We start from the raw sequence: 21,907 nt of genomic DNA, 5'->3' as shown, positions 1-21,907 counted from the left end.
AATGCAGGTTCTGATCATCAACGAATCGAAACACTCGATCCCACGGAAGTTCATTCAAGAGTGGATGGATTCCGTGATTGCCGAACTTAGAAAGCGTAAGGTCATTACCGCTGATAAAGCCCGTCGTGAGTTGACGTTGGTATTCCTTGATAAAAAGCCCGCGCAAAAGATCAATAATGAATTCCGTGGCAGAGACTATGCAACGGATGTTTTGTCATTTGACTCGATGGATCCTTCCAGTTTCGGTGAACTTGTGATGTGCCCCGAGGTGCTGAAAAAACAAGCGAAGGAACACAAACTGACTTTCCAAAAAGAACTCGGCTATATGTTGCTTCACGGGACGCTGCATCTGTTGGGTTATGATCATGAGACGAATGAAAAAGACGCTAAAGAGATGTTTGATCTCCAAGACGCGATCTTTGAGCGTTTGCTGCGTAGCCCCACTTGACACTCTGACATTTAGAAATAACTATAATCGGGTTCGTGGCATTTCCACGAGCCGTATACACTTCGGCGTTGCCGAAGTAGTTTAAGTAGGAATTTAAATGTCTATTATTACTGAATCCTCAGACGTTAAAAAACGTATCAACGAGCTCGAAAGCTTCGCCAAGGAGCTTCGGGGGTATCTTTGACCTAGATAAAAAGAAAAAACGCCTGGATGAGTTGGCGATTCAAGCGGAAAACCCTGCTTTGTGGGGTAAGCCCGAGGAAATGCAAAAACTCAACAAGGAAAAAAGCCTGCTTGAAAAAGCAGTGGGCGAGTTTGATTCTTTTACGAGTCGTTTGAGTGATGCCTCAGTCCTACTGGAAATGGCTGCTGAAGCTACTGATGAAGGAAGCTTTACGGAAGTTAAAACCGAAGTGACTTCTCTGGAAAAATTAGCCCAAGATTTGGAATTGAAACGAGTCTTGAACGGCGAACTTGATGGCAATAGTACTTATTTGTCAATCAACTCGGGCGCTGGCGGTACTGAATCCTGCGATTGGGCGGAAATGCTTTTACGCATGTACACGCGCTACGCTGATAAACATGGATACAAGGTTCAAGTTGTTGAGATGACGGAGGGCGAGGGTGCTGGGATTAAATCCTGCACGCTTTTGATCGAAGGCCCTTATGCCTACGGATATTTGAAAGCGGAATCAGGTGTTCATCGCTTGGTGCGTATTTCTCCGTTTGACTCCAATGCTCGTCGCCATACCTCGTTTTCGTCGGTATTCGCGTGGGCCGAGGTGGACGACGACATTAATATCGAAATTCGCCCGGAAGATTTGAAAGTCGATACCTACCGCTCGAGCGGTGCCGGTGGTCAGCACGTCAATAAAACCGACTCGGCAGTTCGTATGACTCATATCCCAACCGGTGTCATCGTGTCTTGCCAAATTGAACGTTCCCAAGTTCAAAATCGTGAGAAGGCTTTGAAGATGTTGAAAGCGAAACTTTACGAAATTGAACTTGAAAAACGCAATGCTGAAAAAGATGCGATGAATTCGTCTAAGAAGGCCAACGAGTGGGGATCGCAAATTCGTTCTTACGTTATGCATCCCTATCAAATGGTCAAAGATCACCGCACGGACTTTGAAACCAATCAGGTCGATGATGTGATGGATGGTGATTTAGACGGCTTTATCATGGCTTACCTGAAAGAACAGGTGAACCAAGAAGCGGCGAAGCCATCATGAACAGACAAGCACTCGCGTGGATCTCTTGGAAACTTTTAAATTCAAAGAAAACAATGTTTGGGGGCTCGGCTCCATTGGCATTGTTTGGTTTGGTTTTAGGAGTCGCTTCCTTGGTTGTTTCCATGGCGGTGATGAGTGGTTTTGAATCCACCTTGCAAAAAGCCATGACGGACGTGTCAGGGTATGTGCAAGTCGTGAAACGTTCGCGCTTCCCTGATGATTGGCGCGAACTAGAAGAAAAAATTCGTAAAGCAGAACCGTCTTTAGTTAGTGCTGCACGCTTTGTTTTCGTTGAGGGTATCATGGCTCATAACGGTCAAATTGCTGGTGTCCTGTTAGAGGGTATCGACAAAGACCGAGTTAATCAGACTTTGAATTTAAACAGCCGTGTGAAAGAGGGCTCTGCCAATTTGGCCGAACCTTCTGATGTCCCTTTGGCGTTGATTGGTTCTGGCTTAGCAAAAAAAATGAATCTAAAAATCGGCGACGAGTTCCGCGTGGTTTTACCAATCGCAGATTCCTCGGACCCATCTAGTTTCAAACGAAAAGTAGGCACTTTCAAACTTCAAGGCGTGGTTGAGCTAGGTAAGTTTGAATGGAACGAGCGCTTTATCATGATCGATTTAAAAACTGCACAAGACGTCGCAGCCATCGGGGATCGCTACACAGGTCTGATGTTAAAATTCGATGATGCAGCCTATGCTCGTAAAGCAGGTTATAATTTAAGCAATGTATTAGGGGCGCCTTATTGGGTGCGTGACTGGCGTGATTCGAACGAAAATCTATTTGATGCTGTCGCTGTCGAGCGCCCGGTTATTTTCTTTGTCGTTTCCATAATTATTTTCGTTGCTGCATTTAACATTTCCTCCACTTTGTTTGTAAACGTGGTTCAACGATTTAAAGACATCGCTATTCTAAAAACTGTGGGCTTAAGTCGTAAAGACGTTATCAAAATCTTCACTATCCAAGGTTTGATCCTAGGGGGAGTGGGACTTGCAGGCGGATTTATTTTAGGTTTGATTTTATGTGTGCTCTTTAATTGGGCCCAGGGCCGCTTGGGATTGATCTCGGGCGCGGTGTATCGTGTTGATTCAATCCAAGTAAGCATTCGCTTTATGGATACAATCGCTATTTGTATCGCAACTATGTTGATCTGTTTCCTGGCGACACTAGCTCCCGCTCGTCGTGGAGCAAATCTTAATCCGATGGAAGGTCTGCGCAATGAATAATCCTCCAAGTCATTTTCTTTCGGTCAGAAATATCCACAAGTCTTATCCAAGTGGTAACGGAGAGCTTGAGATTCTTCGTGGCGTTAACATGGATATTAATGGTGGGGAAGCCCTTGCGATTTTGGGATCATCGGGCGCTGGTAAAAGTACGCTTTTACAAATCATGGGAACTTTGGATCGTCCGACTCAAGGCGAAGTCTTTTTTGAAGGCCGTGATTTGTTGGCTTTGAATGACGAAGAACTTTCCAAATTCCGAAATGCGGAAATGGGTTTCGTTTTTCAGTTCCATCATTTGTTGAGTGAATTCAACGCTGTTGAAAACGTAATGATTCCTTGCCGTGTGGCCGGGGAGTCCCCAAGGCTCGCGAAAGAAAAAGCTCTGCACTTGTTAGAGTTCATGGGCCTTGCCGATCGTGCCGATCACTATCCAAGTCAATTATCCGGCGGGGAGTTGCAACGTGTCGCCATCGCCCGTGCCTTGGTTCGCCATCCAAAAATCCTGTTTGCTGATGAGCCTACGGGGAATTTGGATTCAAATACCAGTGCGAAAATTCAAGAGTTGTTCTTCCGTTTGAAGGAGGAAATGAAGTTGGCGTTGGTTATTGTCACGCATGACTTAACTTTTGCTACGAGATTCCCAAAGGTGTACAGAATGAAAGACGGCCTCTGGGTTTAAAGGCGGGCCGTTGAAAAACGGCTGCCTGCTGCGTTGTCGGGTGCGGTCCTCGCTCCGACGTGCCTGGGGCACGCCTGCGCTGCGGTTCGCCCCCTCCGCCTTGCATTCAGCCATTTTTGAACGGCCCTTGTTCCGCGGTTTTTTCTGGCTTCCGCCTTTGGCGGGCTCGCCTTTTTTGCTGGCGCGTTCTTGCTTACTCACTCATTCACTCACTCACTCATTCACTCACTCATTCACTCACTCACTCACTCACTCTCTCACTCACTCACTCACTCCTTCATTCAAAGTTATCTTTGATCTTTGATCTTTGATCTCTAATTTCTAATTTCTAATTTCTAATTTCTGATTTCTAATTTCTGATTTCTGATTTCTGATTTCTGATTTCTGATTTCTGAGGGTGCTCAACTTCAATATGAAAACGTTGAAGCGAAATCAACAATCGGTGTTTACGTTGAACAAAGAAAAGGTTCTGCATCGAGCCTGAATTATTCGGCAGATCAAATCAACGCTTACACAGGTGGCGCAGGCGGAACGGTTGCTTCCGAGTTGAGCGTTAACACAACAAGCTTCGTTTTAGGTCGTGGTTGGGATTCTTTTGGTTACAAACTTGAAGGTGCATTCCAATCTGGTCAAACAGGTATCAAAAAGGGCAGCGATGACGTAAACCTTGATGGATTCGGTATTGCTGCTGAAGTCTACTTCCCGGCCAAAGAATCAAAATGGGAATGGTCGGGTAAAGTTGGTATGGCGACGGGTGATACGGATGCAAATAATTTTAGTGGATTTGCATTTAACAAAAACTATGACGTCGGCATGTTGATCTTCAATCACCGTTTGGGTGGTGCAGATTTCTTTAACACGAATGCAGTTAAACCCTCAGCGCAAAATGGTTCAACGTTGAATGTTGGTAACTCTGCGGATGACGAAAGCGTTGGCAATGCTTTCTATGTGGCGCCGTCAGTGAATTACACAATCAACGAACGTTTCAATCTTCGCAATACAGTGGTGTATGCACAATTAATGAATACGCTTCAAAATTCTGTTGATGCAAAAAAAGATTTGGGCCTAGAATGGGATATAGAGCTAGTTTACAAACCAGTTGAACGCGTTCAATGGGTGAATCAGCTCGGTCTTCTTTTCCCGGGTGAAGCTTGGAAAAACGGGACTGCTAATTTGGGTAACGATTTTACTTTTGGATTTACGACTAAAGCCGCCATCAGCTTTTGATAACAACTTGAAAGCAACTTGTACGACAGCTTGATGACATAATTTTACATCTTGTTTGGTGGTGAGCAGGGCCCCGGGGGGAAACCCCCGGGGATTTTTTTATGATGAACGCCCTTTTAAGTCTGTCTTTGCTGTTGTTCCTAAATGCATGCGCGCAGAAGGCTCCGGCGCCTATGGATCTTCCGAAATACGATCGACTCATTAATGTTCCACTGACGTCAAAATATTGGACTGTCGCATTCGATGGCGGTGGTGAAGTCAAATTCAACGTCGATGGCAGTGGTGATTTGGTATTTCATCCACAAGTTGCAAAGACCTCACTGCAGACTTTTTCAAGTCTGCTTTTGTTGAAAAACACGGTCACGGCCCCGGTGAATAACTATGTCGTGAAAATGGAAGTGACGACAGTTCGTCAGCTACGTTCCTCGACACCTAATGATTGGGAAGTTTTTTGGTTTGTTTCAAACTATCGCAAAGATCCACAGCTGATTAAAACCGCGAATTATTTTATCCAGAAACCCAATTCAGGAATCGAGCTGGGCAGATTTTTTGAAGAAACAGGGCAGAAGTTCTTAATGACATCGGAGCAATCCACCAAGGCTGTTGGATTACGTTCGACGTATTATTTTGCCAAGCAGGGTCAGCGCTTCCGAGTTTTTCGTGACGGAGTTCAGATCATGGACTATCTCGGTACCAAGATGCCTGAAGCTTTGTATGACCAGGCAGGGGCTTTGGGACTTTATTCTGAAGACGCCGAAGTTCGCGTTCATTCGTTCGCATTTCAAGTATTGTAGGGAGTTTGTATGAAAAAGTTCTTCGCGATGTTTGTGACAATGATAATTTCCGCTTCTGCTTTTGCAGGGAACTGGAAATTGGTAGCTAACGACAATATCTTTCCCAATTCTCCGCCGATGAAAATCTATCCGGTCAACTCCAAGGAAACATATTCCGAAATTTTAGTTCGAGTTTCGCGCGGAACGGTTCGTATTAATAATCCGATGGTATGGCTGAAAAACAAAGGCCAAATGGGCGTTTTCCAAGTTCAAGGTGATTACCGCGGACCGCGCGATGCCTCTGGGAATTTCTTGGCAGATCAAGTTCGTGATATTCGCATGAATATTTTGAATTTGGATCGCAATATGCCAGCCCAAGTTCAAATTTATCTTCGCTAGTATTTTTTCTGACAGGCAAATAGGAAGCGGGCCCTTCATGAGCCCGTTGGAGGATTTGCTTATTGTGACTTATTATTTTTAGTAACGAGTCCCGCCCATATTCACAACGCCACCTGTTGTTGTGCCACCAGTTCTAAGACCACCCATGTTCACAACTCCACCACTCGTTTGCGGAACCGAGTATTGAGACATCGGTTGCGAGTACATTTGCTGGGGTTGTTGGTAGTAAGCTGATGTTGAAGGCACAACTTGTTGTTGCATCACTTGCATCGGAACTCCGTTCACAGTCGTCGCGCTCATTGGTTGAAGCGAGTTGTACTGATTGCCTTGAACCGTAGGTACTACAATCGCCGAGCCGTTTTGAGCTGGCTGTTGCAGAATCACTTGAGGAACCGCGCTTACATTGCCTGTATTCATTTGGCCAGTCGCGCCGCCTCTGTTTGATGCCACGTCTACACGAGTGTAAACTTGACCATTTACTTGGATCACTTGGTCGTTACCCGTCGTAGCACCACAGCTACCTGCTGGATTCGTCATTGCACAAAGGGACGTCGCGATTTGGTTCTGTAGATTCACTGACATCTGACTCGCCTCGTTCATACCTTTATTATAGATATTTGAACCAGCCATGTAAGAAGACCACATCTTCAAGTCGTCAGAGCGGTATTGGAAAGATGATAGGTCCTTACTATCCCAAGCAGCTTTGGCATCTTGAAGGGTCGCTTTAACCAACAAGTTGTATCTTTCTTGGATGTCTTTCGCAGTTTGCGTTTTTGATACCGAAGCGTTGTTTATCAAAGATGATAGTGGCGTCAGAATTTGTTTCATTTTAGCCATCATCATATTTCTGTTCGCGTATGAATACTGTTCGTTATCGCGAATGTTAGAAAGCTCTTCACCCAATGGAAGAATCATTTCTTTCGTTAAGATCGAAGTGAATTTTGCAGAATCGATTTGTTTGCGATCGGTGTCCTCAAAGATAGAGATGGTTTCGTCAGAAATACACTGAGTGATTTCAGCTGTTGCTTCGTTTTCGTCCTTACAAGTTTCAACGGCTGCCATAAGCTTTGCAGTTGCATCAGCTTTATCGGATTTTGCTTTGTCAGATTTATCAGCTTTAGCAGATTTTTTATCTGACTTCTCTTCGCGAACTGCTTTTACGCGCTCAGAACCACGATCGGATTTCGCAACTTCGATTTCTTGAGACTCGCTCATAGCTTTTTGTAGAAGTAATTTGATGTCTTCAGTTTTTGTTCCGACAGCGTTCGGTAATAACAAAGTTCTACCGCAGTCTTTAGTGCACAAGACCATCGCGCCGCTTTCAGTTTTTTGGAGTTTACCAACATTAACGATAAGATCGTCACCGCTTTGTCTGATATCAGCTAGATATTCGCTGCCATCATTAGAGAAGCGAGTCGATGTTGCTTCCGCAGATGATGCCATATCAGTCAGAGTAAAACTCTTCATAGATTTAGGCGGTGAGATATTGAAGCCGAGTACAGCAAGTAAGACACCTGTCAGGGCCCATTTTTTTTTGTTATCGTTAAAGTTCATAAAGCCTCCTGGTTAATAGGTCTTCCAGACCCTCTTTCCTACTTAGTTGTAAAGCCAAGGCCGAGCCAACTTGGGAGTGAGAGTCTGGCGCGTGTAAGCGTGCGAAAATGTTGGCCATTCTCATTATGAGAGAGGTGTTCTAGAAAAACTCACATGTCGAACTTCTGGAGTTTCAATGTGAGATTTTGAAATATATCAACGAAAACAGTAGTTTATAGAGGTGGGGGGATGTCTTCTTAAATCCCTCAGAAAATGCCACTTTATGGCGCTTCCCCTTGCGAAAGTGGGATTTTTCATCGATAACAGCCTCCAATGAAGCTGCATTTTCCCTCTGCCCCTAAGCCTGAACATATCGCTGAATCCGATTGGAACAATTGGACCTGGCAGCTTCGTCATTCGTTGAAATCTAAAACTGACTTCGAAAAACATTTTGAACTGAGCGAAATTGAGCGAGCTGCTTTCAGTGAAGGCGCGGAGTTATTTAATATTCGCACAACTCCGTATTATGCAAGCTTAGCAGGTGGTGAAGGCGATTCTATTCGTCAAATCCTGATGCCACAAAAGTTTGAAATCGAAGAGGGTTTGCAGCAGATGCTCGATCCTTTGGGCGAGAGAAAAAACAATCCAGCACCTCGTGTGATTCATCGCTATTCCGATCGCGTTTTATTTTTGATCACCGATATTTGCAGCGTTTATTGCCGCTTTTGCACTCGCAAACATTTTACGGGTCAAGAGCAAGCATTCATTCGCAACGATGAATATGAAAAGGCGATCGCCTATATCAAATCTCATCCTGGAATCCGCGAAGTTATTTTATCGGGTGGTGATCCATTAACAGTCGGTGATGCACAGCTGGATCGAGTCTTGGGTGATTTACGAGCGATCGAGCACGTGGAAATAATTCGCATCGGTTCGCGCATGCCCGTGGTATGTCCAATGCGTATCACTGATGACCTAGTGAAAATTTTAAAAAAACACAAACCCGTATTTTTGATGTCGCACTTTAATCATCCTAACGAAGTCACTGCAGAGGCCGCTGCCGGTCTTGAAAAGCTTGTGGATAACGGCGTTCCAGTGATGAACCAAATGGTTTTGTTAAATGGCGTGAACAATCATCCAGCTTTGGTGCAGGCACTGAACCGTCGTTTGCTTTTCTTGCGTGTGAAACCCTATTACATGTTCCAATGCGATCCTTCGCAAGGCACGGATCACTTGCGTACTTCGATTGAAGACTCGATGGAGATTCAACGTGAATTGTGGGGGCATCTGTCAGGTCTTGCGATGCCGAATCTGTCTGTGGATATCCCAGATGGCGGTGGCAAAACTTATCTTGTTCCCAATTACGAAACAGCTCGTGATGGCAATACCCGCTACTATAAAGGTTGGGATGGTGTGGATGCGAAGTATGTCAGCCCGGCACCAGAGAAAATCAAAAAGCCCGAACTGCATCATTATCTGGAAGAGTGGAATCAGCTAAAGGCTGCGAAAAATCCTGTTACCTAGGGGCGGTATTCGAGTTCTAGGATGCCGTAGTCATTTTCTACACCCACTGAAAAATTAAAGAATTCCACATTGGGTTTGCCATTGAATGACAGCCACTGTGACATTGAATCGAACTTTCGGGGTTCAGAATTTCTGTCTATCACCCAGTACAAGACTTGGAATGCTTTTTTATCTTTGCTGGGATGATTGTATTCTTGAACTAAAAAGTGCACGCGAAATTCGCGCAACATCTTTGTGCCCTTGCCACACCATACATCCCAGTCCCATGCATCAGGTCTGTCGTAAACATGAGAGCAATTTAAGATGATCTCACCATCGTTGCTCATCCAACGGAATTTCACGTTGTCTTCAGTGACTGCTTTAGGGCCGACAAGTTTAAAGCCGGGACGGGGAGCTGCAAAACTGACGGATGATAAGATGAGGCTAAGAACCACGAACAAATATTTGAATGTTGTTGTCATACATTAAGCGTAACAACTTAAAACCGAAGTTCAAAAGCTATCTGACTTCAGGAAAATACTTCGGAAAAAACAGGACTAAGATAATAAAAAAGGCCCTGGTCACCCAGAGCCTTTTCAAATTCAAACTTTCAGAAACAATTAGTTCCAGAAAAGAGAAAAGTTTAGGAAAGCGATGTTTACACCCAAATCCAAGTCACCTTTTTTCTCAAGGCGAAGCTCTGGAGTGTAAGTGATAGAGTTAAAGATTTGGAAGCGTTTACCACCACCGATGAAGAAACCAAGTTGAGACTTGTACTCACCCATGTTGTCTAGAACTGGATATAGACCTACACCAGCTTTAGCATACAAAGATGTTTTGATGTCTGATTCGAAATTGTAGGCACCGATACCAACAACAGTTAACAAAGTTTCGCTGTCACGAGTTCCAGACCATTCTTCAGAAAGGATTTGAAGACCACCTTCACCACCAACTTGCCATCCGTCTTTCAAATAACGAAGGTAAGAAGCGCTTGCAACGATTGCTGAACCGCTGTCACCATCTTTGTAACGGTTGCCAGAGTAAAAGTAACCTTGAGTAAGGTTAGTAGTTACTTCGTTCAACGGCTGAGAGCTGTATGAAGTGAATGAAGTTGAAGAATAATCTTTTGCAGATGCTACTGAGCACAATGCTGAAGCGATGACTGCTGCTGCTACGATAAGTTTGTTCATTGATGACTCCTTTATGTGTCCAACAAAAATGATTGTTGTTTATCAAAAAGGAGTCAACCTCAATTGTATTAAACTCTCTCAAGGCGGGCGTACTTCACGACAAACTTTTTAACGGTATTGTCTGTGAACATAACGCTGACTTTCAAATTATCTCCAGCACCTTCGGTTGAATACACTGTGCCGACGCCAAATGTCGGATGGCGAACGCGCATTCCCTTAGAGTAAGAACTCTTGTTAGAGGAGCCTTCGTCATCATAATCCGGGAAGTCTTGAGTATCGAAATCATCGCCGCCGCGTGGCTTATTGCGATCGCTGCTGCCTGACGAAGACCAAGCGCTTGGGAAGTACTCATCATTACCGCTATTAGCACCGTATCGCGATACAAAACGGGGAGCTTCCGCAGCTGCCGATTTGAAATTTACAAATTGAGTCGGAATTTCTTTGATAAAGCGAGACGGTGGATTGAATTGTTCCTGACCCCATACTCGGCGCACCTTCGCATATGTTAACCATAACTTTTGGCGTGCGCGAGTCATGCCTACGTAAGCCAAACGACGTTCTTCTTGGATGTCGTCATCTGATTCAGATTCGGCACTGCGAGAACTTGGGAAAAGGTTTTCTTCTAGACCCACCACGAAGACATAAGGGAATTCCAAACCCTTGGAGATATGCAAAGTCATCATCGTCACCGAATTTTGATTTTGATCCAAAGAGTCGACGTCGTTCACCAAAGCCATCTCTTCAAGGAAACTTGTCAAAGTGGATTCTTCCCCACGCTCTTTGGAGAACTGAGCAATAGCATTGTCCAACTCTTCTAAGTTTTCGATACGCGCTTTGGCTTCTTCGGACTCGTCCTTTTTTAAAGCCATCAAGTATTCAGTGCGATCCAGAACGATGTGATAGAAATCAGTCAATTTGAATTCGGTCGCATTGCTTTGAAGGTCTTTCATTAAATCCAGGAATCTGCGAATTTTTCCAGAAGTTCCAGCATTGAACAGGCGCTCGTTCACAGCTTTTTCTGCGGCTTCCATCAAGGTAAGATTTTTTTGATGAGCCAGTTCTTCCATTTTTTCGACAGTGGTTTTACCGATGCCGCGAGCGGGAACATTGATCACACGTTTGAATGCGATATCATCCGCAGGGTTCACAGACAGTTTCAGATAGCTTAAGATGTCTTTGATCTCCATGCGCTCATAGAAGCGCACGCCGCCGACCAAGCGATAAGGAATGCCCAGGGTGCGAAGCTGCTCTTCCAGGACACGGGATTGAGCATTCGTGCGATAGAAAATCGCATAGTCGTTATAAGACCCTTCGCCATCATTGATCATTGTTTGAATTGTCTTAGCCGCAAATTTAGCTTCGTCGTATTCATTACGCTCTTCGCGTACGTTGATCAGATCGCCTTCTTGATTCGAAGTGAACAGAGTTTTGTCTTTGCGCTGAGTATTGTTTTTAATAACCGCCGTTGCGGCGTTAACAATATTTGCTGAAGAACGATAGTTTTCTTCAAGCTTTACCACTTTGGCTTCCGGAAAGTCTTTTTCGAAATCCAAGATGTTGCTGATATCAGCTCCACGCCAAGAATAGATGGATTGATCTTCGTCACCGACCACACACAAGTTGCGATGGGCTTTCGCCAGCATTTGCACTAACAGGTACTGAATGTGATTCGTATCTTGGTACTCATCCACCATGATAAAGCGGAATTTTTGTTGGTACATGGCGAGGATGTCTGGATACATACGGAAAAGTTCGTACGTCTTCATCAAAAGATCGTCGAAGTCTAAGCTATTTGCTTTCTTCATTTCCGCTTCATAGGCTTTGTAGACGTCGACGGTTTTTTGATCCATCAAACGCTTGTTGCCCTTTTCAAATTGTTCGGGATTCAGTCCCATCATTTTAGCGCTGCTAATACGGCTTTGGAAATTCTTGGCCGGATAAATCTTGTCGTTGATATTCAACGCCGTCATGACCTTCTTAATTTGTGAAAGAGTGTCCGAAGAATCATAGATCCCAAAGAACGGCTTATAATCCAAAAGAGTGATGTGATTGCGAAGGATGCGTACGCAGAAGCTATGAAACGTTGAAATCCAAAGCTGGCTATGAACCGGCACTTGAAGGTCCGTCAAAAGCTTGTAAATACGATGTTCCATTTCCTTGGCAGCCTTATTGGTAAAGGTCACCATTAAGATTTCATCGGGGCTGGCAGCTCCGTTACCAATCATATTTGCCATACGGTGAGTAAGTACGCGGGTCTTCCCCGAACCCGCACCGGCCAAAATCAAAACCGGGCCTTGCAAGGTTTCGACGGCGTCCTTTTGTGCTGGATTCAAATTTTTCGTAACAAATTCCAATACATCCATGAGAGCTCTCCTAAATCGAGCGGGCCTGGGGCGCCGAAGCCTTATTAAGGGCGACTGTCGAAGTTTTAGAGGGACTGACAAAGTTTGTCTATCCCTAAGTTATCATTGAGTTTTTTGTGAACTTCCGCTAAAACTATAACGCATTTGGTCGAAGACCGAACGAGGCACCAGTTTTTATAGTGCCTGGAAGGGACTTTGTGAAGCGTGTTCTTCCTAAAATCACAGCAGTTGTTTTGTTGGCCATGGCTGTCACAGCTTGCTCTGGTCAGGACAACACGTCCGAAGTTTCTGGCTCCGTTGAGGTTCTATCTCCCATCAATGACAGCAAAAACGGGTACTCCCTTAAATTCATCGAACTTTCAGGTTTAGATAATTTGCGTGAGGTTTCCGGACGCTTCGTTCGTTTTTTCATCAGTCCGCGCATTCTTGATAACCGTTTGAATGGTCCTGCGCCGCAGGGTCGTTTTATTAAAAATACCGACGGTAAATACATTCCAGCCAACGAGCAAAGCCAGCAGTTAGTGGCTATCTATGCTCACATGCAAAGTCTTGCCAAATTGGATGAGGAAGTCGGCGCCGGTGGAGTGAACCATTGGCCGCGCGATATCGGCGTTTCGGTTCGTGAATCAAGTGGTTTAATAAACAATGCTTTGTACGATGGAACGACGGATTCTATTTTGATCGTACCTTACACGAACAAAGACCTACCGATTGCTGTGAATGGTGGAATTTTAGCTCATGAACATTTCCATTCCTTGTATTTTAAATTGGTGATGAAGGGTTTTGAGGACTCTTCTGCTACCGACGGCCAAATCGACACAGGCTCTATTCATGATCGTCGGCAATTCCTGCAAGCTGCAGGAGTTGAAACAGGTAAAGGTGATGTATTAAGTGCCAAACCTAATCCACGTGTGGAAACAGATTCCAATCCAAAATTAGGATCGGGTCGTATGGTTAGCCCTGCTTCTGAGAAACTGGTAAAGCGTTACTACAATCGCTATTATCACCGTGGCTTGAATGAAGGTCTGGCAGACTTCTGGGGCTGGGTGTATACAGGTGATCCTGATTTCATTTCTCCCTCTTTGCCGGCTTATAAACGTCAACGTTCTTTGAATATTGCACAGTATGAAGTTGTCAGCTTAGTAAAGGCGGATAGATTGCGCGATTTCGCAGCGACATACACGAACTTCAATAATCGTGAATCTTATGAAGAATACATGCGTGATATTTCTTATGCATTGGGAACAAAGTATTCCCGTTTGTTGAAGCTATTCACTGATACGGCTGCGGAAACACGTGGAGTTGATTCTATCGAAATGCGTAAGAAAATGGCGACTTGGTTAGTGGCGGCACTTCCGGTTTTGCGCCAAGACTTCTTAGCCTATGATTCAACTCAGTACTATCCGCCGACTCGCTTTTTAAGCATACTTTCAAGCGTGATTTCAGACATGAGCCAAAAAGAATGTGAATTCTTGGTTGAGGTTATTAATTCGACAGAAGAGAACACGAATAAAATCTGCGTAGCAGCAGCAAAACGTTATCAAATTACGGATACGACGGCGGCAAAAAAATGAGATTTATCGTTGTTGTATTTGCAGTTCTGATGACGGCAGCAGCTTCGGCGCAGGAAGCTTCTGTAGACAATTCTAAAAAATCAGCTAAACCTGCAAATGTTCGCGTTTTGCCCCTTAATCACTTTCAAATATACCCCCTGGCTTATGAAGTTCGATACGAGAAAGATGCTTCTGAAAATTACGTCGAGCAAACACCGATGAATTTTAGCGTCGCCTACCGTAAAGCTTCCTGGTCTTTGTTATTTGAATATTCCAAGTTCTCTCAAGATAGCGGGAATCCAACTCTTAAGATCACTCGTGATCATCAAGAAACATTGCTTTGGGGACGTTGGCATTTATGGCGTCTGCGTAAAAAAGCGATGCAAGTCACTGTTTATGGTGGTGGTGGTCTTGGAACCTATAAAGAAGATGTCACAACAACTCTTTCGGGCTCCAGCGTGACTGAATCCACGGGTTCTAAATACATGGGCGGATTAGCTGCAGGTTCAGATATTTCCTATGGCTTTAGCGAGAGTCTTGGCGTGATTGCGGCTGCAGAGGGCCGCGGTTTGGTGGGACAGGAATTTGATCCTAATCCCACGTTCGGTGTTCTGATTCGCACCGGAATTTATTTTGCCTGGTAACTAATGAATCGTTGGTGACTCGTCGGGGTCTTTGTCTCGTTTTTTTTCTTTTCCACCACCGCTGCGGTCGTCATCTCGTTGCGCATTTTGTTTGTGAAAGTATTCGTACTCAATTTCGTCATATGTTTCGGGCAGCATAGAGTTCATATTTTGCACGGCTTCTTGTCTTGTCTGACGAAGGGTGTATCCCAACCCAACTAAACTCAAACCTCCTACTAATAAATCCACACCGACGAAGGTTCCGATCGCCCAATAGGCTGAATACGGATAGCTGTTAAAGATGACCGCCGCCAGAATCATTGAAACGACACCGTTTAAAAAATAGTACCCCCAGCCTGTGCTCCGTTCAACAGCAGCACCGATGACTTTAGCGAGGCCTCCCACCAACAGCATGAAGCCGATGATTGCGGTGAACAGCATCGTGTTCACGTAAGGATCTCTGGCAATGATGATCCCAGCCACGATAGCAAGACACCCCAGGATTGCGTGGGGCCACAGCTGTCCGGTCCTAACGCCTTGGATGCCGTAAGCGACTTGTGCAATTCCTGCCACCACCAGCACGGCAGCTAAAGTTAGAACTGCGGCCAGAGTTGTAACGCCTGCAAAACTAAGGGCGATAAGCCCCAGAACAGAATAGATGGTTCCAGTTAGAATCAAACGACTGGATTTGCCCATAGGAAAAACCTCCATCACAGTGTTGGTTTAAGCATGTGCTTGCTTAAGACAAACACCAAGAATGAAATGGACGCTTTGATAAGCAACAGGAGAGCAGCGCGACCCAAGTCGGACTAGGGGGGCTTGCTCCACTCCATCGGACTTTTCCCAGTAAGGAATTTAAAGGAACTGGCAACACCGTTGATAATGCTGTTTGGGAATGTTCCGAGCCCAATAAATGGCGATACATAAAACGTTAAATAGAACAGTACCAGAATACTTGCAGTCATCTTGGGAATTTTTCCAAGTGACGTAGATTTAACCGAGTATCTTCCTAAAAAGAAAGCTGTCGCCGTCAGAGCAAATAGCACTGGAGCATAAAACACCAAAGCAATGGCACCTTGTTCACTGGCTGCAGCCGTCCAACAGAGCCACAGAAATAAACCGATAGAAATGAAAATAAGATCAAAAGCGATAATGACTGCGACTAACGGTTTATTATTAATTGGCATGGTTCATTGTCACTGAGCCTCAGGAAAAAGAGAATAAAAAAAGCCTGCGTGGAAGCGCAGGCTTTGCGGATTTTCAATTTTCTTTCACACCAAGTCGGTTGGGAAAGCTGAGGAAGGAAGATTACTCAGTGATTTTTTGAACGATTGCAGAGGACACTTTTGCTTTGCTGATAAGTTCAGTTCTGTAAGAAGCCGCTTCTTTCGAAGTCGCGAACTGGCCGACACTGACGCGGTACCATGTTTTACCTTTGATGTTCGCTGGAACATAGAAAGCGCTGTAACCTTTGCCTTTCAAATCAGATGCAAACTTTTGAGCCTCAGCTTCATCACCGTAAGAAGCCACTTGCACTGTGAATTTGCCAACCGTGTATTGAGCAACGTTTGCTGGCAATGACGAAGGAACGCGTGTTTCCGTCGTTGTTGTTTTAGTCGTTGTTGTCGTTTTAGCCTGGGGAGCTTTACCAGCTGCTAACTCTTTAGCTACAGAAGAAGGTTCAGCAGCCGGAGCACCATGGGCAGGAGCTGCCTCACCGTGACCTGCTGTTGCTGCGCCGTGGGCGGCCACTGCTGGCGCACCGTGGCCTTCAGCTTTAGCTGGCGCACCATGAGCATCTGCTTTTGCTTCGCCGTGACCGGCAGCTTCACCGTGACCCGCAGCTACTGGTTTTTCATCAGCGACGAACTCTTCAGCAAGCTTTGCGATTTCTTCGTCAGTCATTGCACCAGATTTAGCTTCACCAGTTGCAGCAGGAGCACCATGTTCAGAAGCCACTTCACGAGTCGCTGTTTTAGATGGCTCAAGTTGTGAAATCGTATGTTGGTTGTCACTAAAGTTCTTACCGGCGAACAATCCCACCGAGAAAGAAAGAAGAGAGATGAACAAAACTATCACTAGTTTTACAACCGTATCTGATTTCGCTGCCATTTTTTGAATCCTCATCGTGTTAAAACCCGCGTAAATGCTTAAGTTTAGGGCCCTTCCTTTGGCCTTATATCCATGGTAGCTTTAAGTCCTGGAACCGGTCAATAACCTGACGGTCCTGACTTGTGAGGTACATCGTGGAAAGCAGCGTAAAATCAAGGGATTGGAAGCAGGTCTTAGGTACGGCCATCAAGGCTGTGAGTCTTGGCAGAGAAGTCCTTCTCAATTATTTCGGTAACTTAGAGCACATCGAACATAAATTCCAGGCTGGACTTGTGTCTGAGGCGGATAAGGAATCAGAACGAGTCATCTCTGACTACCTTAAGAAAAATTTTCCCGACATAGAGTTTCTTGGAGAGGAATCTTATGCCGCTGGGGCGAAAGTCCAGTGGGAAACTGCAGGGGAAAAGGGTCGCTGGATTTTGGATCCCTTAGATGGCACTACGAATTACATTCATCGTTTTCCAATTTTTTGCATCAGCTTGGGATTAGAAATTAACGGACAAATTCAACTTGCCGTCATCGATGTGCCCATGTTGAACGAAACCTATACGGCGATTCGTGGCGAGGGTGCGTTTGTAAACGGTCGCAGAATTCATTGTGCGAAAAATGAAAAGCTGCAAGATGCCTTGCTGGCAACAGGCTTTGTGGCAGAGCACGAACATGTGATTTCAGAACAGTTAAAAATTTTCACCGATTTGGTTCGTAATGTGCGTGGAGTTCGTCGTCCTGGTGCTGCGGCTTATGATTTGGCGCAAGTGGCTCGCGGAGTATTCGATGGATTCTGGGAGCGCAACATTCAGCCTTGGGACGCGGCAGCTGGAATATTATTAGTTGAAGAAGCGGGCGGAATTGTAACCACATATCGGGGTGATAAATACAATCCCTACAAAAATTCAATCATTGCTGGAAATCCGGCAATCGTGAAACAACTGCAGTCAGCACTTGCTCCACATATCAGCAAAGAAACTCATTAGGCTGTTCGTTTTTCAAACAACGCGATGGTCGGCCTGTGAGTTTCTATTGCAAAAATTTGAGCGCGTAGAAAAAGACGACAGCTGTCAGTGCCAAAGAATCCACGCGGTCTAGCAAGCCGCCGTGACCAGGAATTGATGAGCCCAGATCTTTGATTTGTAAGTCTCGCTTGACGGCGGAAATGGTGATGTCGCCCAAAAAACCGGTTACAGAGATCAGCAGACCATAAAGCAACGCATTCATCGTTGTCACACCAATAAACGACGACATGGACCAAGCAAGGACCATCGTAGAAATCACTCCGCCTAAAAATCCTTCCAAGGTTTTCTTAGGCGAAACTTCTGGAACGATTTTGCGTTTACCCAATAATTTTCCCCAAGTAAATTGAAAGACATCGTTAAGCTCCGTCGTCACAAGCAAAAACAGAACTAATGAAAATCTATTTTCAAGGGGCAATCCACTGATGGGATGTTTGTAGAGCAAAGCAATATGGGAGAAGGTGAAAACAGTCATCATCAGTGACCAGTGCAGCACACCCATGGCTTTCGAGATATTTTCGGTCTTACCAGTGGCAACACTGCGCAAACTTAAACAGAAAAATCCAAATACAGGAATGAAGGCTAAGAACAAATCGAATTGATTAAAGTACGCCAACGCATATTGCAGCGGAATCGCGCAATACGAAATTCTAAGAACGCGTTTGTGTTCGGGTGGTAAATCAAACTTGGAGATGATTTCGTGAAACGCAAAAAAAGAAAGTGCCATTAAACTTACGGTCGCAATAGAATCGTTTAAAAACAAACACACTGTTGCCACTGTCAGAATCACCCACCAAGAAAGGGTGCGTTCGATCAACTCGGAAATCAGCTTGCCCGGGCCTTTCATAAGGCGAACCAAACCAAATGCCGATGTCACCAAAGCCAACGTCGAATACAAGGAGATGAGTGCTATGGAAATCGAGGGTGTCATTATTTTTCCTCCAAAGCTTTTGCGATGCCAGTTATTCTGCGGGCATTCGTAATAATCAATCCGATCGCCATGATGGCAAGAGCGATATAAAGGGGATATCCCGGGATCACGGTTTCAAGAACCGTGGCCACGGTTAACAAAAACATCCGGTGCTGCTTTGCCATGGGGCCTATGAATTTATGGCCTTTCCCGAGCGAAGCACCAAGAACACGCACGTAGGCTGTCAGCGTGGCCATAAAGATATTCGCCCAAGCCAGAGTTAATCCGTAAACTGTGTTTCGTAAATAAAGACCAACGCCAAGAATAATCAAGGCATCTCCAATGCGATCGGGGATCTCGTTATAAAGATCGCCGACTTTAGATTTTTTATTAAATTCGATGGCAACCATTCCATCCATCAGATTACAAATAAGACGCATTTGGATGCCCACAGCAGCAAGGATTAAGTACCAGCGACTGTCGGTGAATTCGCTGGCATAATAGGCGGCCAAGCTTACACCAGCGAAAAAGACGCTCATCACCGAAATCTGGTTGGGTGAAATATGAGAGCCCGCCAGCTTTTTAGCAAGAAGCTGTGCCCAAGAGGTATTGCGAGATTTTAGCTCACGACGGCTTTCAACAGCTTTGCTTTCTTGCTCCATGAGAACAACCTTCACTTCCACGATTATAGTTACGAGGAGGTGAGCAAGAACAGTGCCTTTATTTGTGGAAGCTAGATACATCGTAAAAATGAAGATGGCCCTTCATGACAGGCATGAAATGACGATGACTTGGCCACCTCGGTCTTTTTTACATGATCTCGATCGTGAACCTGCGATCTGTGGATGCTTGTTCAGTTTTTGTGACGTTGAAATAGATGCGCCCTATCTCTCGACCATCTGTCGTTTCAACACTGACACGGCCTTCTCCAGCCGTGTAATTTTGCTTCATCGCGAAACCGCGGAAGCCCTCTTTGCGACCGCCAGAAATACGCATGGGAACTTTGTCGGTGCTGATCCAGCCTTGGCGAGGATCTTTATAATACCAGTGAACCACAACGGAATCGTCAAATCGCGCAGGGGAGAAGATCTTTACAAAGAAATAAATTTTATCACCCGGTTCGGCGATAAAATCTTGATCTCCGGTCTGCCAAAATCTCCAGGACGGATTCTCGTGGGACAGCAAATACTTCCCTTCGATTTTTTCAACACTGTGATACACGCCCATGTTTTGCACAGTCAGAGGTACTGGCGGTATCCACCCAATGAAATATAAAATTACGAAAAGACCCAGAACACTAAAGCCCGGCAAAGCCAGAGTTCTTAAAAGTAATTTCTGATTATTCACTTTTTTCTTCAGCAAGTGATAAGCATAGTAAACGACGACGCCAGTTAAGATGATTGAGGCCAGAAAAGTCGTTACGCCTACAAAGCCGAGCAGCACCGGAATGGTCATTGAGAAAAATGCAAACAAGCAGATGACATAAAGTCCCACCTTCAAATCGACCGCAGCTTTTTGCACACTTTTCAGTTCATTTGCAATCATGATTCCCATCATCAGTCCGACGAAGACGATAGATGAAAATATTGAGGCACTCTTAAGGAAGAAGAGGGAATAAACACTGAGCAAACTTCCCAATAAGAAGTGAACCGCCAAATTGCGGTATTCCCAATACTTAGAAATACGCGGATTTATTTGCGTCAGTCCATGCGTGCTTAAGAAATCGTAAAAGAGGATGAGCCCTATGACTCCCAGATAAACGATCTGTTGTGCGATACCCAGGGGATCGTCCACATCTGATAGTGTCAGAACGTCAAAAACAAAACCGCCTAAGAAAAAGGCGATATCAACTTTAGTTTCATTCTTTTCGTAATATTCAAGTAAGCGATTCTTCAACGATGTCATGGAAGTATCGTACCTATTAGAGATGATAAAATCCAATAAGAAAGCCTCCATGATTCACAGGGAGACTTTCTTATTGCATATCCACTATTTAGTGGATGAATTTTGATTTGATTGTGTCAATGCCGTGTTCAACTTTTTCAGTCATGCGAGACATAAATGATTTAGCCTGATCATCGCTGATATTATATTGGGCCATCAAGGAATGGACTTTTTCGGTAGCAGCTTCTTTAGAAATTCCGGTTTTTTCGCTTATCATATTTATGAGATCATCGGGACTTTTTAATGCGTCTCTGATTTGAGCTTCGGATAGGTTTAAGTTCGCGTACTGCGTTTTTAAAGCCGAGGATATTTCCCAGAATTTTGATTGAAGCCCTTCCCCGGATTGTTGGCTTGGATTTTCCATAAAGATCTCCTTCCTTTATGAATGGGGTTTGGTTCAACATAATTATGAACCTGTCTGCGGTTAAGTAAACGCGGCGGAGGTCAATAGTCTGACGCCAAACTTTTGACTACTGTCATAAAAAAATTGGAGGGTAACATTTGCCGAAGAGGCAAAAATTGCCTGTACTCAAATATGTTAGACTGCAGGATAGGTGCCTAGACTTTCGACGTGTTGGCATTGCTGTTGCTTATGTTCTCCTTGAGACCACTCCCATCTGTGGTCGTTCATCATGGAGGATGAATGGCAGAAGAAAAAGCGGCGGCAGCTGAAGCAGCTCCGTCTGGCGGTTCAGGACAAAAGCCTATACTTCTTATCGCTCTAGCAGTGATCAATATGCTCATCGTCGCAGGCGTGGGCTTTATGCTTTTCAAAGGCAAACAAAAAGAAGCTGCAGAACCAAAAATCGAAAACGTCATTAAAGGTGAAGCCGAAGCCCAACACAAGGAAGAAGCCGAAGAAAAAGAAATCGTCGGTAAAGTGGTTCCTTTGGAAACTTTCATCGTGAATCTTGCGGGTTCTAAAGGTCGTCGTGTGGCGAAGGTCAATATCGAGCTTGAACTGAAGGGCGAAAAAGCCGCTGAAGAGATCGACAAACGTAAAGCACAAATCCGCGACATCATTATCATTATTCTGTCTTCTAAAACTTACGAGGAAGTTTCTACTCGTGAAGGTCGGGACAGTTTGAAAAACGAAATTAAAGACACGATCAACTCCTTCCTGGTGCAAGGGAAGATTGCAAACGTGCTGTTTACTGAGTTCCTTTATAACTAAGGCAGGGC

The 21,907-nt window shown here is 44.8% G+C and carries 23 protein-coding genes; 12 read left to right on the top strand and 11 right to left on the bottom strand.

The genetic code is table 11. The features are described 5' to 3' along the window. Position 1: 1 nt before the first annotated feature. The 7 genes from ybeY to B9G69_RS01300 all read left to right on the top strand — a co-directional run bounded on the left by ybeY (position 2) and on the right by B9G69_RS01300 (position 5,984). Positions 2-448, top strand: a complete 447-nt coding sequence (ybeY, locus tag B9G69_RS01330) for an rRNA maturation RNase YbeY (protein ID WP_088614276.1) — start codon at positions 2-4, stop codon at positions 446-448. A gap of 97 nt (positions 449-545) precedes the next feature. Then, a protein-coding gene (gene prfB, locus B9G69_RS01325; protein WP_416220925.1) for a peptide chain release factor 2 occupies positions 546-1,680 on the top strand; the annotation gives its coding sequence in 2 pieces (ribosomal slippage) (positions 546-626 and positions 628-1,680; 1,134 coding nt in all). Beyond that, a complete protein-coding gene (locus B9G69_RS01320; RefSeq protein ID WP_088614278.1) occupies positions 1,677-2,909 on the top strand; it encodes an ABC transporter permease in 1,233 nt (410 codons plus the stop codon). Before prfB ends, B9G69_RS01320 begins: the two co-directional genes overlap by 4 nt. Then, on the top strand, positions 2,902-3,585 hold the full coding sequence (locus tag B9G69_RS01315; RefSeq protein WP_088614279.1) for an ABC transporter ATP-binding protein: 684 nt from the start codon (positions 2,902-2,904) through the stop codon (positions 3,583-3,585). Before B9G69_RS01320 ends, B9G69_RS01315 begins: the two co-directional genes overlap by 8 nt. Positions 3,586-4,131: 546 nt before the next feature. Next, positions 4,132-4,812, top strand: coding sequence for a hypothetical protein (locus B9G69_RS01310; protein WP_265437916.1), 681 nt, complete (start codon positions 4,132-4,134; stop codon positions 4,810-4,812). Between the two features lie 101 nt (positions 4,813-4,913). Continuing rightward, a complete protein-coding gene (locus B9G69_RS01305) occupies positions 4,914-5,606 on the top strand; it encodes a hypothetical protein (RefSeq protein WP_088616495.1) in 693 nt (230 codons plus the stop codon). Positions 5,607-5,615: 9 nt separating this feature from the next. Beyond that, entirely contained in the window at positions 5,616-5,984 is a 369-nt protein-coding gene (locus B9G69_RS01300; RefSeq protein WP_088616494.1) for a hypothetical protein, read from the top strand. A 78-nt stretch (positions 5,985-6,062) separates the two neighbouring features. Here B9G69_RS01300 and B9G69_RS01295 read toward each other — a convergent pair whose 3' ends face one another. Further along, positions 6,063-7,538, bottom strand: a complete 1,476-nt coding sequence (locus B9G69_RS01295) for a hypothetical protein (RefSeq protein WP_088616493.1) — start codon at positions 7,536-7,538, stop codon at positions 6,063-6,065. Between the two features lie 312 nt (positions 7,539-7,850). On the opposite strand from B9G69_RS01295, the gene B9G69_RS01290 reads away from it, so the two are divergent. Then, on the top strand, positions 7,851-9,041 hold the full coding sequence (locus tag B9G69_RS01290) for a KamA family radical SAM protein (protein ID WP_088616492.1): 1,191 nt from the start codon (positions 7,851-7,853) through the stop codon (positions 9,039-9,041). Here B9G69_RS01290 and B9G69_RS01285 read toward each other — a convergent pair. The 3 genes from B9G69_RS01285 to B9G69_RS01275 all read right to left on the bottom strand — a co-directional run bounded on the left by B9G69_RS01285 (position 9,038) and on the right by B9G69_RS01275 (position 12,573). Beyond that, positions 9,038-9,502 (bottom strand): hypothetical protein, encoded by a 465-nt coding sequence (locus B9G69_RS01285; RefSeq protein ID WP_088616491.1) that lies wholly within the window; start codon positions 9,500-9,502, stop codon positions 9,038-9,040. The two genes, B9G69_RS01290 and B9G69_RS01285, sit on opposite strands and share 4 nt — an antisense overlap. Before the next feature lie 138 nt (positions 9,503-9,640). Beyond that, the gene (locus B9G69_RS01280; protein ID WP_088616490.1) at positions 9,641-10,210 is read right to left on the bottom strand and encodes a hypothetical protein; all 570 of its coding nucleotides are present in this window, start codon (positions 10,208-10,210) and stop codon (positions 9,641-9,643) included. A gap of 68 nt (positions 10,211-10,278) precedes the next feature. Then, positions 10,279-12,573 carry an ATP-dependent helicase gene (locus tag B9G69_RS01275; RefSeq protein WP_088616489.1) on the bottom strand — a complete coding sequence of 765 codons (2,295 nt, stop codon included), beginning with the start codon at positions 12,571-12,573 and terminating at the stop codon, positions 10,279-10,281. A 197-nt stretch (positions 12,574-12,770) separates the two neighbouring features. Here B9G69_RS01275 and B9G69_RS01270 point away from each other — a divergent pair, with 197 nt between their 5' ends. Next, entirely contained in the window at positions 12,771-14,147 is a 1,377-nt protein-coding gene (locus B9G69_RS01270; protein ID WP_088616488.1) for a hypothetical protein, read from the top strand. After that, on the top strand, positions 14,144-14,770 hold the full coding sequence (locus B9G69_RS01265; RefSeq protein WP_088616487.1) for a hypothetical protein: 627 nt from the start codon (positions 14,144-14,146) through the stop codon (positions 14,768-14,770). The genes B9G69_RS01270 and B9G69_RS01265 overlap by 4 nt, the downstream gene beginning before the upstream one ends. Here the strand turns inward: B9G69_RS01265 and B9G69_RS01260 are convergent, their stop codons facing one another. The 3 genes from B9G69_RS01260 to B9G69_RS01250 all read right to left on the bottom strand — a co-directional run bounded on the left by B9G69_RS01260 (position 14,771) and on the right by B9G69_RS01250 (position 16,861). Then, positions 14,771-15,445: an HdeD family acid-resistance protein gene (locus B9G69_RS01260; protein WP_265437915.1), complete on the bottom strand. Its 675-nt coding sequence runs from the start codon at positions 15,443-15,445 to the stop codon at positions 14,771-14,773. Positions 15,446-15,558: 113 nt separating this feature from the next. Next, positions 15,559-15,936 (bottom strand): hypothetical protein, encoded by a 378-nt coding sequence (locus tag B9G69_RS01255; RefSeq protein ID WP_088616485.1) that lies wholly within the window; start codon positions 15,934-15,936, stop codon positions 15,559-15,561. Between the two features lie 121 nt (positions 15,937-16,057). Beyond that, the gene (locus tag B9G69_RS01250) at positions 16,058-16,861 is read right to left on the bottom strand and encodes an SPOR domain-containing protein (protein WP_254916975.1); all 804 of its coding nucleotides are present in this window, start codon (positions 16,859-16,861) and stop codon (positions 16,058-16,060) included. Positions 16,862-16,995: 134 nt separating this feature from the next. Between B9G69_RS01250 and B9G69_RS01245 the strand changes: the two genes are divergently transcribed. Further along, positions 16,996-17,835, top strand: a complete 840-nt coding sequence (locus B9G69_RS01245; RefSeq protein WP_088616483.1) for an inositol monophosphatase family protein — start codon at positions 16,996-16,998, stop codon at positions 17,833-17,835. Between the two features lie 43 nt (positions 17,836-17,878). Here the strand turns inward: B9G69_RS01245 and B9G69_RS01240 are convergent, their stop codons facing one another. From B9G69_RS01240 to B9G69_RS01225, 4 genes are all read right to left on the bottom strand, one after another. Next, complete coding sequence (locus tag B9G69_RS01240) at positions 17,879-18,802, bottom strand: phosphatidate cytidylyltransferase (RefSeq protein ID WP_088616482.1); 924 nt, start codon at positions 18,800-18,802, stop codon at positions 17,879-17,881. Next, positions 18,802-19,443 (bottom strand): CDP-alcohol phosphatidyltransferase family protein, encoded by a 642-nt coding sequence (locus B9G69_RS01235; protein WP_265437914.1) that lies wholly within the window; start codon positions 19,441-19,443, stop codon positions 18,802-18,804. Before B9G69_RS01235 ends, B9G69_RS01240 begins: the two co-directional genes overlap by 1 nt. A gap of 148 nt (positions 19,444-19,591) precedes the next feature. Continuing rightward, positions 19,592-20,722 (bottom strand): DUF2914 domain-containing protein, encoded by a 1,131-nt coding sequence (locus tag B9G69_RS01230; RefSeq protein WP_265437913.1) that lies wholly within the window; start codon positions 20,720-20,722, stop codon positions 19,592-19,594. A gap of 52 nt (positions 20,723-20,774) precedes the next feature. Then, complete coding sequence (locus tag B9G69_RS01225) at positions 20,775-21,089, bottom strand: hypothetical protein (protein WP_088616481.1); 315 nt, start codon at positions 21,087-21,089, stop codon at positions 20,775-20,777. Positions 21,090-21,368: 279 nt separating this feature from the next. Here B9G69_RS01225 and B9G69_RS01220 point away from each other — a divergent pair, with 279 nt between their 5' ends. Continuing rightward, positions 21,369-21,899, top strand: a complete 531-nt coding sequence (locus B9G69_RS01220) for a flagellar basal body-associated FliL family protein (protein ID WP_088616480.1) — start codon at positions 21,369-21,371, stop codon at positions 21,897-21,899. Positions 21,900-21,907 lie beyond the last annotated feature (8 nt).

It is taken from the genome of Bdellovibrio sp. SKB1291214 (assembly GCF_002209355.2).
GTDB lineage: Bacteria > Bdellovibrionota > Bdellovibrionia > Bdellovibrionales > Bdellovibrionaceae > Bdellovibrio.
Note: the sequence above shows the minus strand (reverse complement) of the source record. Positions and strands in the feature narration are given on the sequence as shown.